The 14471-nt window shown below is 65.8% G+C and carries 17 protein-coding genes; 9 read left to right on the top strand and 8 right to left on the bottom strand.

Annotation, left to right across the window (positions count from 1 at the left end):
* Nucleotides 1-2 precede the first annotated feature (2 nt).
* A complete protein-coding gene (locus BM190_RS09705) occupies nt 3-1205 on the bottom strand; it encodes an ABC transporter substrate-binding protein (RefSeq protein WP_092253857.1) in 1203 nt (400 codons plus the stop codon).
* Nucleotides 1206-1373: 168 nt separating this feature from the next.
* Here BM190_RS09705 and BM190_RS09700 point away from each other — a divergent pair, with 168 nt between their 5' ends.
* The 3 genes from BM190_RS09700 to BM190_RS09690 are packed head-to-tail and all read left to right on the top strand — an operon-like array spanning nt 1374 to nt 3457.
* On the top strand, nt 1374-2072 hold the full coding sequence (locus tag BM190_RS09700) for a TetR/AcrR family transcriptional regulator (protein ID WP_092253855.1): 699 nt from the start codon (nt 1374-1376) through the stop codon (nt 2070-2072).
* Complete coding sequence (locus tag BM190_RS09695; RefSeq protein WP_177236988.1) at nt 2050-2610, top strand: carboxymuconolactone decarboxylase family protein; 561 nt, start codon at nt 2050-2052, stop codon at nt 2608-2610. The genes BM190_RS09700 and BM190_RS09695 overlap by 23 nt, the downstream gene beginning before the upstream one ends.
* Nucleotide 2611: 1 nt before the next feature.
* On the top strand, nt 2612-3457 hold the full coding sequence (locus tag BM190_RS09690; RefSeq protein ID WP_177236987.1) for an SDR family NAD(P)-dependent oxidoreductase: 846 nt from the start codon (nt 2612-2614) through the stop codon (nt 3455-3457).
* Nucleotides 3458-3505: 48 nt separating this feature from the next.
* Here the strand turns inward: BM190_RS09690 and BM190_RS09685 are convergent, their stop codons facing one another.
* Genes BM190_RS09685 through BM190_RS09670 form a run of 4 tightly spaced genes read right to left on the bottom strand, consistent with a single transcriptional unit; the run spans nt 3506 to nt 6077 of the window.
* Nucleotides 3506-4042 carry a DoxX family protein gene (locus BM190_RS09685; RefSeq protein WP_092253849.1) on the bottom strand — a complete coding sequence of 179 codons (537 nt, stop codon included), beginning with the start codon at nt 4040-4042 and terminating at the stop codon, nt 3506-3508.
* Nucleotides 4039-4821, bottom strand: a complete 783-nt coding sequence (locus BM190_RS09680) for an HvfC/BufC N-terminal domain-containing protein (RefSeq protein ID WP_092253847.1) — start codon at nt 4819-4821, stop codon at nt 4039-4041. The genes BM190_RS09685 and BM190_RS09680 overlap by 4 nt, the downstream gene beginning before the upstream one ends.
* On the bottom strand, nt 4811-5728 hold the full coding sequence (gene bufB, locus BM190_RS09675; RefSeq protein WP_092253845.1) for an MNIO family bufferin maturase: 918 nt from the start codon (nt 5726-5728) through the stop codon (nt 4811-4813). Before bufB ends, BM190_RS09680 begins: the two co-directional genes overlap by 11 nt.
* Before the next feature lie 43 nt (nt 5729-5771).
* A complete protein-coding gene (locus BM190_RS09670; protein ID WP_092253843.1) occupies nt 5772-6077 on the bottom strand; it encodes a BufA1 family periplasmic bufferin-type metallophore in 306 nt (101 codons plus the stop codon).
* A 308-nt stretch (nt 6078-6385) separates the two neighbouring features.
* Between BM190_RS09670 and BM190_RS09665 the strand changes: the two genes are divergently transcribed.
* From BM190_RS09665 to BM190_RS09650, 4 genes are all read left to right on the top strand, one after another.
* Nucleotides 6386-8482 carry an adenylate/guanylate cyclase domain-containing protein gene (locus BM190_RS09665; protein WP_092253841.1) on the top strand — a complete coding sequence of 699 codons (2097 nt, stop codon included), beginning with the start codon at nt 6386-6388 and terminating at the stop codon, nt 8480-8482.
* Between the two features lie 244 nt (nt 8483-8726).
* Nucleotides 8727-9296, top strand: coding sequence for a DUF2087 domain-containing protein (locus BM190_RS09660; RefSeq protein WP_092253839.1), 570 nt, complete (start codon nt 8727-8729; stop codon nt 9294-9296).
* Between the two features lie 73 nt (nt 9297-9369).
* A complete protein-coding gene (locus tag BM190_RS09655) occupies nt 9370-9954 on the top strand; it encodes a HutD/Ves family protein (protein WP_092253837.1) in 585 nt (194 codons plus the stop codon).
* A 113-nt stretch (nt 9955-10067) separates the two neighbouring features.
* Entirely contained in the window at nt 10068-11255 is a 1188-nt protein-coding gene (locus BM190_RS09650) for an adenylate/guanylate cyclase domain-containing protein (protein WP_092253835.1), read from the top strand.
* A gap of 492 nt (nt 11256-11747) precedes the next feature.
* Here BM190_RS09650 and BM190_RS09640 read toward each other — a convergent pair whose 3' ends face one another.
* Nucleotides 11748-11927, bottom strand: coding sequence for a hypothetical protein (locus BM190_RS09640; protein ID WP_018316987.1), 180 nt, complete (start codon nt 11925-11927; stop codon nt 11748-11750).
* Nucleotides 11928-12166: 239 nt separating this feature from the next.
* Here BM190_RS09640 and BM190_RS09635 point away from each other — a divergent pair, with 239 nt between their 5' ends.
* Nucleotides 12167-12961, top strand: coding sequence for an adenylate/guanylate cyclase domain-containing protein (locus BM190_RS09635; RefSeq protein WP_018316988.1), 795 nt, complete (start codon nt 12167-12169; stop codon nt 12959-12961).
* A gap of 12 nt (nt 12962-12973) precedes the next feature.
* Here the strand turns inward: BM190_RS09635 and BM190_RS09630 are convergent, their stop codons facing one another.
* Complete coding sequence (locus BM190_RS09630) at nt 12974-13249, bottom strand: hypothetical protein (RefSeq protein ID WP_092253831.1); 276 nt, start codon at nt 13247-13249, stop codon at nt 12974-12976.
* 437 nt (nt 13250-13686) lie between these two features.
* Here BM190_RS09630 and BM190_RS09625 point away from each other — a divergent pair, with 437 nt between their 5' ends.
* Nucleotides 13687-13899, top strand: a complete 213-nt coding sequence (locus BM190_RS09625) for a hypothetical protein (protein WP_018316991.1) — start codon at nt 13687-13689, stop codon at nt 13897-13899.
* A 135-nt stretch (nt 13900-14034) separates the two neighbouring features.
* Here the strand turns inward: BM190_RS09625 and BM190_RS09620 are convergent, their stop codons facing one another.
* Nucleotides 14035-14403, bottom strand: coding sequence for a rhodanese-like domain-containing protein (locus tag BM190_RS09620; RefSeq protein ID WP_091956283.1), 369 nt, complete (start codon nt 14401-14403; stop codon nt 14035-14037).
* Nucleotides 14404-14471: the final 68 nt, after the last annotated feature.

The raw sequence follows: 14471 nt of genomic DNA, 5'->3' as shown, positions 1-14471 counted from the left end.
GATCAGTTCTTCAGGAGATCGCCGAACGGCACCCAGCGCGTGCCGTCGAAACGAATCAGCTGGAGGCTCGTCATCGGCGTAAAGCGCTCGGGCGAGTTGTTCACCGCGGTGCCGTTGATCAGCATCGGCAGCTTCACGTCCTTCATGGTCGTCGCCTGCTTCATCACGTTGGCTCGGGTGAGATCGTTGCCGGAGGCCTTCAGCACCGTCACCAACGTCTGCGCGATGGTGTAGCCGTAGACGTTGAGCCAGTCGCTTTTGTTGGCGTCCGGCATGTACTTGTCCATGAACGCCAGCCATTCCTTGTAGCCGGGGTCATCCTTGTTGGCGGGGTCGGTTGCGTCCTTCAGATATTGGCTGGAGATGACGCCGGTGGAATTGTCCTTGCCGGCCGGCTCCAGCACGCCGCTGATCGAGGCCGAGACATTGGAGATGATGGTCGTGGGCTTCCAGCCGATCTCGCCGATCTTGCGGATCGCCTGCGCCGCGAATTTCGGCGTCGCCGCGACCAGCACCACGTCGGCGCCGGCGGTCTTCAGTTGCAGGATTTGCGTATCGACGGTCGGCGCCGAGGTCTCATAGGCCGCGCGCGCGACGATCGCCTCGCCGCTGCCGAGGCCTTCCTCCAGCGCCTTCAGGTAATCCTTGCCGAGATCGTCATTCTGGTAGAGCACGCCGATCTTCGCATTGGCGTGGCTTGCCTTGATGAACTTCGCGTAGGCGATCGCCTCGTCGCGATAGGTCGGCTGCCAGCCGACGGTCCACGGAAAATTCTTGGGATCGTCCCACTTCGCCGCGCCCGAGCCCAAAAAGAGCTGCGGCACCTTGCGGTCGTTGAGATATTTGTGCACGGCGCCGTTGGTCGGCGTGCCGACGCCGCCGAAGATCAGCAGCACCTCTTCGCTCTCGACCAAGCGGCGGGTCTGCTCCACCGTCTTCGGCGGGCTATAAGCATCGTCGGCGATGATCATCTGGATGCGCCGCCCGTTGACGCCGCCATCGTCGTTCACCTTGCGGAAATAGGCTTCAGCCGATTTCGCGATCTGCGCGAAGGCCGACACCGGGCCGCTCAGCGGCGCGGTGGTGCCGATCTTGATCGTCTTGTCGTCGGCGCCGGGATCGTATTTGCTTTGGGCAGAGGCGGCGCTGCTTGCGAGCAGCGGCAACAGGATGCAGGCCGCACGAAGGCGGGCAAAGCGCGCCATGACGTCGTCTCCCCAAAATTGCTCTCCGCCTCTCGAGGAGCGGAGTTGAAACGCGAGAACAGCGCCCGCAAGCGGGCTTGCGGGCCGCGACCATTGCCGCCAGACTGACGAAACGAACGATCGTTCGTACGGTTGACTAGCGAACGATCGTTCGTTAGTCAAGCCGACATGGCTGTCCACACCTCCAGCGCGGCGGAAGCGGCTGCGCCCACGACCCGTGAACGCATCCTCACCGAAGCGCTCGACCTGTTCGCCCAGAGCGGCTATGGCGGCGCCTCGATGCGCGAACTCGCGCGCCGCGTCGGCATCCGCGAGAGCAGCCTCTACAATCATTTCCCCGGCAAGGCCGCGATCCTGGAGGCGATCGTCAGCGAGCATGGTCCGGCAAGCTCGGCGAGCCGGCTGGAGGAGCCGCGCTACAAGCAGCTCGCGCGCCAGCCCGCCGCGTTCTGCCGACAGTTTGCGCTCGACCTCGTCGAGCAATGGTCCGATCCGCGCGAGCACCAGTTTCAGAAGGTGATCACGGCTGAGCGTAACCGCGTGCCCGGTATCCGCGCCAAATTCGCCGATCATTTCTACGCGCGCGAGCAGAGCATGATGACGGACTATTTTCGCGGCTTTGCGCTCGCCGGCCTGCTCAAGACGCCGGACCCGCGCGAGACCGCGCGACTGTTCGCGGCTGGCCTGATCTACATCCGCCTCGAGCACTACGTGATGGGCGCAACGCCTTCGCCGCGGCCCAAGGTGATCGAAGCGATCGACCGCTATCTCGCCTTCTTCCTGTCGCTGATCGCGGCAGGCGCTGATACCGACAACAAGAAACGGAAACCCAAGGGAGAGAACCGTGGCAAGGCTGCCCCTGATTGATCCGGAGACGACGAGCGGCGACATCCGCGCCTCGTTCGACCGCATGCCGGTCAAGCTCAACATCTTCCGCATGATGGCCCATGCCGAGGCCAACATGATCCCGGCGATGCGGCTCGGCAATTCGATCCTGCACAAGCAGAAGCTCTCGGCCGTCAACCGCGAACTCCTGATCCTCCAGGCCGCTCAGCTCGAGGGCGGCGCCTATGAATGGCGCCAGCACGTGCCGATCGCGCTCGGGGTCGGCTGCACGCAAGCGCAGGTCGATGCCGTCGAGCGTGCAGATTATGACGCCGCCACGCTGAGCGAGGCCGAGCGTGCGCTGCTCAAGTTTGGCCGCGAGGTGGTCGAGAACGTCCGCGTGCCCGAGGCAACCTTCGCGGCTGCCCGCAAACATTTCAGCGACCAGGAGATCGTGGAGTCCATCGTCGCGCTCGGTTTCTACATGATGATGGCGCGCCTGACCGAGGCGACCGAAACCGATCTCGATCCCGCGGCCGGGATGACGGTCTATGACGGCGGCAAGAAGCAGGGCGGCTGAGATGACGGAGACCGAGAGCAAGCCGGAGCGCTATGTCCGGCCGCCGAGTGCGGAGTCGCTTGGCGAAGCGCCGGGCAGGGGACGGTTGAAAGGACGCCGCATCCTGATCGTCGGAGGCGGCCAGCGCGTATTCGATGCCTCAACCGACCCGATCGGCAACGGCCGCGCCATGAGCATTTTGTGCGCACGCGAGGGCGCGAGGGTCGCGGTGGCCGACCTCAACCATGCCTCCGCGCAGCAGACCGTCAAGCACATCACCGATGAAGGCGGCGAGGGCTTTGCCATCGTGGCCGACGTGACGTCCGAGGCTGACGTCCAGCGCATGATCGAGGAAGCCCATCGCGCCATGGGCGGCCTTGATGGCATGGTTCTGAACATCGGCACCTTCGGCAAAACCGGCCTCGATAACGTCAGCCCCGAGGGGTGGAACAGGATCTACGACGTCAATGTCCGCGGTCCCATGCTGTGCTGCCGCGCCGCGCTGCCGCGATTCGACAATGGCGGCTCGGTCGTCTTCATCTCCTCGATCGCCGCCTTGAAGGCTGGATCGCAGATGGCGGTGTACGATTCCTCCAAGGCCGCGCTCGGCGGCCTGATGCGCAACATCGCCCATCTGGGATCGCGCCGCGGCATCCGCGCCAACCTCGTCTATCCCGGTCTGGTCGATACCCCAAACGGTCGCGAAGCCGGCGCCGGCCGCCCCAACCGCGGCAAGGGCCGCGTCCCGTTCGGCCGCCAGGCCACGGCCTGGGAGATCGCCTATGCGGTGCTGTTCTTCCTGTCGGACGAGAGTGTCTACGTCACCGCGCAGACGCTCGCAGTGGATAGCGGTCTCAGTGGGATGTGAGGTCTGTAGCCCGGATGGAGCAAAGCGTAATCCGGGACCGCCGCCTCATCATGCGAGCTGCCCCGGATTGCGCTGCGCTCCATCCGGGCTACGGATACGACAAAGCAAATGATCGAGCGAAATGTTCCCCGGCCCGTGAGCCATGATGCCGAGCGCCATCGCCGCCCAGGTGAGGTGGATCGGCCAGCCATCGGGCACCGTGAGCTCGACGATGACAGTCATGAACAGCAGCCCGAGCGCGGCCAGCCGGGTGCCCAGCCCGAGCACCAGCAGGATCGGAAGCAGGATCTCGCCGCAGCCCGACAGGAATGCCATCACGGTCGGTGCCGGGAAGTGATAGGGCCCGCCCGGCAGATGCAGCATGAATTCGTCGCTGAACAGCGTCACGGCGCTGTCGTTCAGCTTGAGGAAGCCGCCCCATTTGAGCATGCCTGAACGCCAGAACGGCACCGCCAGCGCGAGGCGCAGCACGAGCTGAACGAGCGACGGCGCGGCAAGCGTCTGGATCAGGCGATTGGCCCTGTCGACGAGCAACCAGGGCGAGGGCAGTCCGCTTTCGGTGGTCATGTGCTGGTCCGTGATCATGATGGGTCTCCGCAAGCGAGCGAGATGAAGGCGCCGGCCTCGATCAGCCCGGCGATGTTCGCGGCGATGTCGAATTCGGGCGCAGCGTCCAGCGCCGCCGCCGCGGCCTCGCCGAGCGATAGCCCCGAGATCAGGTTACTCGCGAAGACCGCGCCGCCGGGCGGAAGGCGGCGCACCGTGACGTCGAATGCCGGTCGCGTGATCAGGGCGTCCTCCGGCGTCGAGGCATCGATGCGCAGAAGCGGTGCACCGTCGCGGTTGGCAGCAAAGATCGTGACGGCTGCGTATTGCGAGCGCAGGCATCGGGCAGCCGGGTGAGCAACGAACACCAGCTCTGCCAATCGGCCAGGCGTCACCGCCGACAGCCGGTCCGCCGGCAGCGGGGCGGCATCGCGCGCATGGTAGCAGTCGAGCCAGGCCCGCTCGATGCGCGCGACGTCGGCGAGAAAGGGCATATCTTGCGCATGCTCATAGGCTGCGATGAATTCCGGAAAGTCGCGGCCATACTCGAACAGCCGCGGCGAGGTCGGCGGATTGCTGCGAACATGGAAGCGTGCCATGGCGCGGAAGAACTCGGCGCCGGTGATGCGCTGCACCGCCGGATAAATCGCGGCCAGCGCGTCGATCAGGCTGACGGTGACGTTGTTGCGGTAGACATCGTAGCGCCGGCCGGCGGCCTTGCCGTTCGGGCCGGTCACGATCGCAGGCGTCCTGCGTGCCGGATCCAGCAGCGCCGGTGCGAACGCGGCGGCGTAGGACAGACCGGATTCAGGCAGCATGACGCTCTCCTGCCATTGCTGTGGATTGATGACGGTCGAGGATCGCCTGTGCGGCAAGGGCTTCCGCTTGCAGCACCGGCCAGTCCGGAATTTTGCTGTCCCATTCGACCAGCGTCGGCACCGCGCCGCGGCGCCTGATGACGATTTCATAGAGCTTCCAGACGGCGTCCGCGACCGGGCCGTCGTGACTGTCGATCAACAGCAGATCGCCTTCGTCGTCGGCCTGCTCGGCATGGCCCGCAAGGTGAATCTCCTGGACCTGCGACAGCGGGAAGTCCGCGAGGTAGTCGAGCGCCGAATAGCCCTGATTGGTGGCGGAGACGAACACGTTGTTGACGTCGAGCAGCAGCGCGCAGCCGGTGCGCTCGGCAATGGCGCGGATGAACTCGGTCTCGCGCATCGAGGATTCGCGGAAGGCGACATAGGTCGACGGGTTCTCCAGCAGCAGCGGACGGCGGATCGCCTCCTGCACCTGGTCGATGTGGTCGCAGACGCTAGCCAGCGTCGCTTCGGTATAGGGCAGCGGCAATAGATCGTTGAAGAAGCTGGTCTCATGGGTCGACCAGGCGAGGTGCTCGGAGACCAGCGCCGGCTGATAGCGCGCGACGAGGCTGCGGAAGCGCGCCAGATGCGCCTTGTCGAGCGGCCGAGGGCCGCCGATCGACATACAGACGCCATGCAGCGACAGAGGATGGTCGCGGCGGATCGCCTCCAGCGCGCGATGCGGCGGACCTCCATCGCCCATGTAGTTCTCGGCGTGAACTTCGAAGAAGCCACGCCGAGGTCCCGCCTCGAGGATATCAGGCAGATGCTCGGGCTTGAAGCTCGTCCCGGCAACGCCGCCGATGGGCGTTGCGAAGCGGAGCGGCATGGCTGCTGGTCGGGTCGGCTGGATCACCGTGCTCATCGTGCTGCTCCGTTCGTGCTTGTTGGCGACGTCGCGCCGGCGGTCAGACCGGCTTGAGCGAGCCCTTCTTGCCGCCCGGCAGCTCGATGCTGGTGCAGGTGCCGCCCTGCACGAACTTCCAGGCGTTGCCCTGGAAATCGATGGTCGAGGTGCCCTGGCAGGTGGTGCCCGGTCCTGCCGCACAATCGTTCTGGCCCTTCAGCGCAACGCCGAAGCACTTTTCCTTCTTGGCGGCGACGGCAGCTTCGCCCTCGGCCTTGGTCAGCGGGCCGGCGGCGGCGAGGGTCGCGAGCGCGGTCGAGACGGCGCCGGCGAGGACGAGCGAGGTGACGGCATGTTTGGCAGACATCGAGATTCTCCTGTTCGAGATGGCATCGCCTGGCAGGCGACGCGCGCATGGTCTCCTTCGCTGCGCGCGCAGCCCGCGTTACAGCGAGACTGCTCACGAACCCGTGAGACCGTTTGGATCGGGCGGACCGCCGGTGCGCTTGGGCCGGCATTAGCGGGCAAGCGTTCTTTGAAGGCCAATGCCTAGGGTCTATCGAGACAGTAGCCACCGGGCATTGGCGGCGCGCGTCCATTTCCTGCCAGACGTAACGGGCGAGCCCCGGCGGCGTAGAGCAATGTCAGTGGCTCGTATGGCAGGCGAAGACAGCGATGAAGGTTGATCCCGAACGACGGCTTCATGCGATCGCTGGGCTGACGGTCAGCATCCGTCTTGCGGTGTCCGCGCTGGTCCTGGCCGCGATCCTGCTGACGGCCGCGCTCTCCAGCCTGCTCTGGTGGCGAACGGCGGAGGCGACCAGCCGACAGCTCGCCGCGACCATCAACGAGCAGATCGTTGCGGCAGTGCGCAAGGAGGTCTCGGCCATCGTCGACGAGGCCCGCGCCGCGCATACCGCGATCCGCACACTGTTCCTGCAGAACGTGCTCGACACCCGCGAGGCCGACAAGCGGGAGTTCGTGTTCCTGTCGCAATTGCAGTCGCAGGCGACGATTTCCTGGGTCGCCTTCGGCTGGCCCGACGGCTCCTTCTTCGCCGCGCACAAGCTCGGCGATCGCCGCCTGGAGATGATGGAGATCTCGCTGACCGATCATCCGGGCCAGCGCCGCGTCGATGAATACGACGTGGTGCCCGGCGACATCGAATTCGCCAATCGCCGGTTCGAGCCCAGCGGATTCCATGTCGCCGATCAGGCCTGGTTCAAGGCGGGGCTGACCGCGGACGATCCGCAATGGTTCAGGGTGATGGACCACGCGACCGGCGAGCGGCCGTCGATCGCGTTCGCGGGGCCGATCGACGTCTATCAGGAGCGGCAGGGTGTATTGGCCGTCATCATCGAATACACGAGACTTGCGCGCTTCCTGTCGCAGCTCGAGGTCGGGCGCACGGGGACCGCCTTCATCGTCGATGGCAGCGGCGAGCTCGTCGCGGCGCCGGACAAGGAGGCCGACGAGCTCCATCCGGCGCGCGGCGACACGACGCTGCTGCCGCTGGCGCGCGCTGCGCTCGACAAGGCGGGCGAGGACGGCCGCAAGGAGGCCTGGCGAAGCCGGCTCACCTCCGGCGGCGCCGCCTACGAGGTCGCGCTGACGCCGCTGCCGTTTCCGGGCTGGTCGCTCGCCACCGTGATCCCGGAGGCCGAATTTCTCGGCCCGGTCGAGACGACGCTGCGGCGCCTGATCGTCGGCCTCGCCATCGGCGCCGTACTCGCCGCGCTGGCCTCGGCGATGCTGGCGCGTTCCGTCATCGCCGCGCCGCTGTCGCGCGTCGTCGGCGAGCTTCGCCACGTCGAGGCTTTCGCGCTGGAGCAGGTGCGCCGCCACCCGTCACGACTCAAGGAGATCGCGAGTCTGTCGGGTGCGATCGCCGAGATGGCGTCCGGCCTCTCCGCGTTCCGCAAATTCATCCCGGCCGATCTGGTCCGCGGCCTGCTGCGCCAGGGCGTCGAAGCGCGGCCCGGCGGCAGCGTCCATGAGCTCAGCGTGATGTTCATCGACATTGCCGGCTTCACCGGGCTGTCCGAGCGGTTGGGCGATCGCGTGGTGCCGCTGCTGTCGCGCTATCTCGACGTCACCTCTGAGATCATCGTCGCCAATGGCGGCACCATCGACAAGTTCATCGGCGATGCCGTGATGGCGTTCTGGGGTGCGCCGCAGCCGCAACGCGACCACGCCGCGCGATGCTGCCGCGCGGCGCTCGCTTGTCGCAGGGGGATCGAAGCATCGGGCCTCGCCGACGATCTCGGTCAGCCGCTCCAGATCCGGATCGGCATCAATTCGGGCCGCATGCTGGTCGGCAATATCGGCTCGGAGTTGCGGCTGAACTATACCGTGATCGGCGATGCCGTGAATGTCGCCAGCCGGCTCGAAGGCGCCAACAAATCCTATGGCACGCAGATCCTGATCGGCGAGGCGACCGAACGCCTGGCGCGCGGCGCCGTCATCACGCGGGAGGTCGACAGCATCGCGGTCTACGGACGGGAGGAGGGACTTTCCGTACACGAACTGGTCGGGATCGCGGACGAAGACGCCATCGACGGAGAGGCGATCGGCTGGATCGGGGATTACGAGCGCGGCCTTGCCTGCTATCGCGCGCGGCGGTTTGCCGATGCGCTCGCCGATTTCGAGGCCGTGCTGAAACGGCGCGGCCACGATCGTCCGGCCGAGCTGATGCGCGACCGCTGCAAGCAGCTCGCATCGGCCGCGCCCGACCCCGCCTGGCGGGCCGTGGCGACACTGGCGTCGAAATAGCGGCGTCCGAGTCCGGGACATCTGGCGTTCTAATCGCGTTTGTCCGCGCATCTCGCATCAGGCTCTTGAGCCCGCCGGGCGTCTATAGTAGGAACTGCGTGGGTCTGCAGTTCACCCAGGCGTCACCGTCCCGCGAGGGAAGCTAAACCTGCAAGGCTCAATCGCACCGACACCAACCTCGTGCCGCGTCGTAAGCCGGTGACCTCCGACAATCCTACCCGGATCGGCGCATCGAGGATTGGTCATGACCAGAACTCCCATTGCCTTTGTCGCGGGCGACATCTCGGCGCTCGCGAAATCCGTGCGTGCCCAGCTGCTGCAGCGGACGTCGCCGCCCGGTCACGTCGAGCTGCTCAACATTCTTGCGCGTGCGACGGGACACAGGAACTATCAGCATTTCCGCGCGCGTGCGGTCGGCACTGCCGTGGATGACCGCGGCACGCCCGCACCACAAGTCGATGCGGTCGATCTGAAGCGCGTGCAACGCGCGGCGCGCCATTTCGACGACCACGGCAGGCTGTTGCGCTGGCCGGCCCGCCACAGCCTGCAGCAGCTGAGTCTCTGGGTGCTGTGGGCCGGCTTTCCGCCGCGGAGCAGTCTGGCCGAGGCGGAAGTGAAGACGCTGCTGAACCGTCAGCACGCTTTCGCCGATGATGCCTTGCTTCGCCGCGCGCTGTGCGATCACGGCATGGTCTCACGAACGGCCGACGGGCGCGCGTATCGCCGGATCGAGCGTCGGCCGCCGACGGAGGCGGCAGCGCTTTTGCGTCATCTCAAGGCCAGCGCACCCGGGCGAGCGGAAGCCGCAACATGACCGCAATTTCGAACGCATTGCCGCCCGCCGGGCGAACGCGCTTCCCTGCATCGCCATCGCATCGAGGACCGCCATGAAGGCAACACTGCTCAGATCTGAAGACTACACCCGCTCGCCCTGGAAGAACGGCGGCGGCATCTTCACCGATATCGCGGATGAACATCGCGCTGACGCAGCGGTGAAGGATTGGAGCAGCATGCTCTGGCGTTTTGCGAGCACGCCGATCGTGGCGCCCGGTCCCTTCTCCCATATGCCGGGCATCGACCGCTTGCAGATGGTGGTCGGTGGGCGCGGGCTGGTGCTCAAGGCTCCGGGCCAGGAATTCGACGAGCGTGAACCTTTTACGACCGTGCGCTTCACCGGCGAGCTCGAGATCGTGACGGAGCTTCACGCCGGGCCGGTCGAGGTCGTCAACCTGATGGCGCGGCGCGGCGTCGCGGAGATCGAGCTTGAAGCGCTCAGGGAAGCCGGCGATCGACCGTTGCATGCCGGCACGCATCTGGTTTACGCACCGCACGGCGATTGCCGCATCCGCCTCGATGGTGAGGATTTTGCCATCCCCGGCAACGGCACGCTCAGGATCGAAATGACCGAGACATCGAGGCTCGCGCTCGTTTCGGGTCTGGTGGTGCTGGGGTCGATCCGGATCGTCGGCTAAGGGGCGATAGCCCCGACGGGCCGATGCGTACAATCCATGCAACTGGCTAGGTTGACGCGGCGGAGCCGGGGCACGATATCTGCCCTGATGCAGACCGCCGTGAAGGGCAGGACATGACCGCGCAAGACAACCACGCCACGCAGGCCGACGGTGTCGTCGACTGGCTGACCAACGGCACGCGCGACGAACGCTTCATCGACAATATCTTCGCCGACATGTGCATCCGTCTGCAGCAGGCGGGCATTCCGCTGAAGCGGTCGACGCTGCATGTCCTGATCCACCATCCGCAATGGCTTGGCGCCCGGTTCATGTGGTCCGACGGCATGCGCGAGGCGGAGATCGCGCGGGTGGATTATGACGTCCGCGAGCGGTCCGAATTCATTGGCAGTCCCGCCAACGAAATGCAGGACGGCGCCAGCGAGGTGCGCGAGAATCTCGAGCGCGATCCCTCGCTCGGCCGCAAGCACGCCCTCTACGACGAGATGCGCGAAAAGGGCCTGACCGACTATGTGGCCTGGCCGCTCTACCACACGCTCGGCAAGCGGCATCTCATCACCTTCGCGACCGACCGTCCCGGCGGCTTCGAGGATTCGCATATTGCCGCGCTCAAGAAGCTGCTGCCGGTGCTGGCGCTGGTCAGCGAGATCCGCATCAAGAACCGGTTGGCGCGCACGCTGCTGGAGACCTATGTCGGCTCCCATGCCGGCCAGTTGATCCTCGCCGGCGCCACCAGGCGCGGCAGCGGCACGACCGTGCGCGCCGCGATCATGATCTGCGACCTCAGGGATTTCACCAAGATCTCCGACAATTGGCCGCGCGACGACGTCATCGATCTGCTCAACGATTATTTCGACGCGATGTCCGAGCCGATCGCGCGGCACGGCGGCGAGATCCTGAAATTCATCGGCGACGGCCTGCTCGCCATCTTCCCGCTTCATGAGCCCGATGCCTGCGCGAACCTGCTCCACGCCGTGACCGAAGCCCGTCAGGCGATGACGGCGCTGAACGAGCGGAACAACGCGACCAGCCGCGCGCCGCTGAACTACGGCATCGGCGTCCATGTCGGCGATGTCATGTACGGCAATATCGGCTCAACCAGCCGGCTCGACTTCACCGTGATTGGCCCCGCCGTCAACATGGCCTCCCGCCTCGAAGCCCTCACCAAGCAGCTCGGTCGAACGGTGCTGCTGTCACGCGACTTTGCGGAGCTGGTGGAGGAGAAGTTCGAGCTCGAGCACGTCGGCAAGCACGAGGTCCGCGGCTTCAGCGATCCGATCGAGCTGTTCGCGTATCACGGGTAGGGCGACTGCCTCACCCAGGACGAATTGCCAGCGGCGCATCTATTTGCGGTTCGCTCCGGAGGAGCCCGAGTTCGGCATCGCCTGCTGGCCGCCCTGGGTTTGCCTTGGGTCGTTGTCCCCCGGCCGCGTCGTTGTCGATTTGGCCGGTGCGCTGGCGCCGCCGCTATTGTTGTCCGATGAGGTGTTGAGGCCCGAAGCTCCTGCTCCGGTCGCGCCGCCCGTCCCGGTCGAATTGATGCTCGACCCGGTCCTGGAGGTACCCGCGCCGCCTTGCCCGTACGCGGAGGGAGGCGATGCGAGAGCCGCAACGAGCCCTGCGAGAACAAGCACTTTCATGTCCGCTCCTCTTGCTTCGGTCAAGCAGCCCCGGCTCTCGGTCCAGGGGCGGAGGTCGAGCCGAGGCCGCCATTCGCCGGAATTGTCGGACCCCGGTGCAGGCCAATGCTCAGGACCGCGCGGTCGTTCCAATCTGGGACGGCACGCCCATCACGCCTACGCGGACCAACGATCCTGCTCTTCCTGGTGCGCGTGCTCGTTCAGACGTTCGGCGATCTGGTCCGCAATCTTGTCCGACTCCGCCGAGGCGACGGGCTCGCCCTTGCGTGTCCTGAGTTTGTCCTTGTCGGCCTCGATCGGGAAGTCGTCAGGCTTCAGTCCATCATCCTTGCCCATGGCGCGCCTCACTGCATCTCATGTCGGAAGAACACGTCTGGAGGCTGATCGTTGCTTGAACAAGAGAAACTTCCGACCGACGAATGGACGGGCGGCTCGCGTTTGGGCGTTGTAAGCACGATCCCGGTGTCAGGCGCCGCCGGCAGCCCTGGCAAGCCCCTATTGCCGATGCAGGATTGTACGAATAGGCTTCCGCCCCGAAGACGCCCAAACGGTCTTTCAATTTCGGCCGCACGTTCATGCCCAAATTCCTTCGCATCGGAGTCCTGCAGTCCAACGTATCCGGCTACACGTCGAAGGCGTGGTGCGTTCGGCGCGTCGGCTCGGCGGTGTTCCTGAAGTGGGGTGCCGTGGAGGTGCAGGGCGCCGGCGATGGACGAAGGGTCTACTGGACGCGACTGCCGCAGGAGAAGACAGTTCGCTGCGGCACGACGCAGCGCGCCCAGGACTACGCCAAAGCGGCTATCGCCCGGCGCCGCAGCCACCGCTACGAACCGCTGGCCGGGCCGATCGCGCTCCGGCCCCGATCCGGCGAGCGGAGCGCGGAGCTCAAGCAGGCACTCGCCACCATCCTGATCGTCGATATCGTCCGCTCCACCGAAAAGGCGGCAAAGCTAGGCGATGCCCGGTGGACCAAGGTCATGGGCCACTATTACGCGGCCGTGCGCAAGGAGCTGAAGAGTACGCGTGGCAAGGAAGTGGTGACGACCGGCGACGGCGTGCTGGCGACATTCAAGGCGCCGGCTTCCGGCGTCCGTTGCGCGACTGCGATCCAAAAGGCCGTGCGCACGCTGGGGCTCGACATCAGGGTCGGGCTGCATGCGGGCGAGTACAGTGTGAGCGGAGGCGAGATGGTCGGTCTCGCGTTTCACATCGGCACGCGCGTCGCCGCCAAAGCGCGCGCCGGCGAAGTCCTGGTCTCGAGCGCAGTCAAGGACCTGATGGCGCAGTCGGAGATCAGGTTCCGCGATCACGGCGTGCATCAGCTCAAGGGCGTGCCGGAGCGGTGGCGGCTGTTTCGGGTGGAGGATTGAGGGGATTGCGGTCTATCCGTTCGAATCGGTCCGGTCGCATCTCGGGCATCGCCCGTCCGCGGCGGCGGCGAGTTGGTGGCCGATCTCTTCCCTGAGAGCGTCCGCCTCGAAGGCCGTGCCGTCGCTCCTGAGGATTCGCTTGGCGCGTTCGTAGGCATGGCTCTCGGCGGCGTCGTCGCCGACGCGGACGATCACCTCATCGTGGAAAGGGCAGATCGTGGTCGCACGAGTGGTTTCGAGCGCGTAGCGAACCGCTGCGGTCAGATCGTCGATGTTGGCGGATATCATGGCTGCTCTCCTGATCGTGGCGGTCCCGATGGTGGCCCGTGTCCGGCGGAGGTCGTACCGTACGGCCGTGTTGGTCGGGTCAGGCGACAAGGACGACGTCAATCAGCGTCGGCTTCCTTGAAGCGCCGAGGCCGATTGCGTGTTCTGTTCAGGGCTGCGCCATCTCAACCCGCGGTTCTTGCCCTGGTTCCATCGAAGCCGCTCGTCCGGAGCCGGCTCCTGGTCGCGGTCGGTCGGTGCCCGTCTTGCGAAGCGGTGCCCGGAGTGCCTAGGAGTCCGGGCTCCGCTTCGTTCGGCACCGGAGCAGGAGCGCCCGATGTCATGCAGAGCATAGGCGTGGGCAGACCGTTCGCCTTGACCCATCTCAAACACTGGGAAGGCCCCTAAGGAATCATCCGCAATTTCGCCGGCCGCGGTTCGGGGCACATCAATAAGGGATGCAGCGCCAGATCCTCTTCAGGTGCCCGCGCACCGGCATGAACGTCCAGCATCGGATCGATGACGCGCGGCCCGAGAGCTTCGAGCCGGCGGACAGCTATGTATCCGTGAGGTGCCCGGCCTGCATGTCGCTGCACTTCGTCAACAGCACCACCGGCAAGCTGCTGGGTGAGCGAAGCGCGCAGCCTGTCTCCATGCCGCGTTCCGCCTGATCGGTCCCCGTCGATCGTGCTGCGACGTGGCGGGCGGGCAACCGTCAATGGATCGCGGCGTACGTGGGCGGGCGCCGAGCGCCGGTGATGACGTTCGGCGGCAATCAAGTCCGGCAAATGGCCGGTCCGCGTGTTCTATTTCTCCACCGCCCCCGACCAATCCTTGAAGCCGCCGACGTTATAGACCTTCTCGTAGCCCATATCCTTCAGCACCTTGCCCGCCAGCGCCGACCGGCCGCCGGACGCGCAGTAGAGAATGACGGACTTGCTCTTGTCGAACGCCTTGTCGTGATAGGGCGACTCCGGGTCCGCGCGAAACTCCAGCATCCCGCGCGAGACGTGCACGGCCCCCGCGATCTTGCCGCTGGCCGCAACCTCCGGCGCATCGCGAACATCGACGACCAGCGTGTTCCCGTTCTTGATCATGTCAGTGGCCTGTTCCGACGTGATCTTGGGCACCGCCGCATTGGCGGCTTCGAGCATTTGCTTGACGCTGGTTGGCATGGGTTGTCTCCGTTGGTGGCCTCGCGGGGAGGATAGCACATTGGCCGCGCTTCGCCTCCTTCTGTTGG

It is taken from the genome of Bradyrhizobium sp. Rc3b (genome assembly GCF_900114915.1).
In the GTDB taxonomy this organism is placed as follows: Bacteria; Pseudomonadota; Alphaproteobacteria; order Rhizobiales; family Xanthobacteraceae; genus Bradyrhizobium.
The sequence above is the reverse complement of the archived record's forward strand: the minus strand, read 5'-3'. Positions and strand labels throughout refer to the sequence as shown.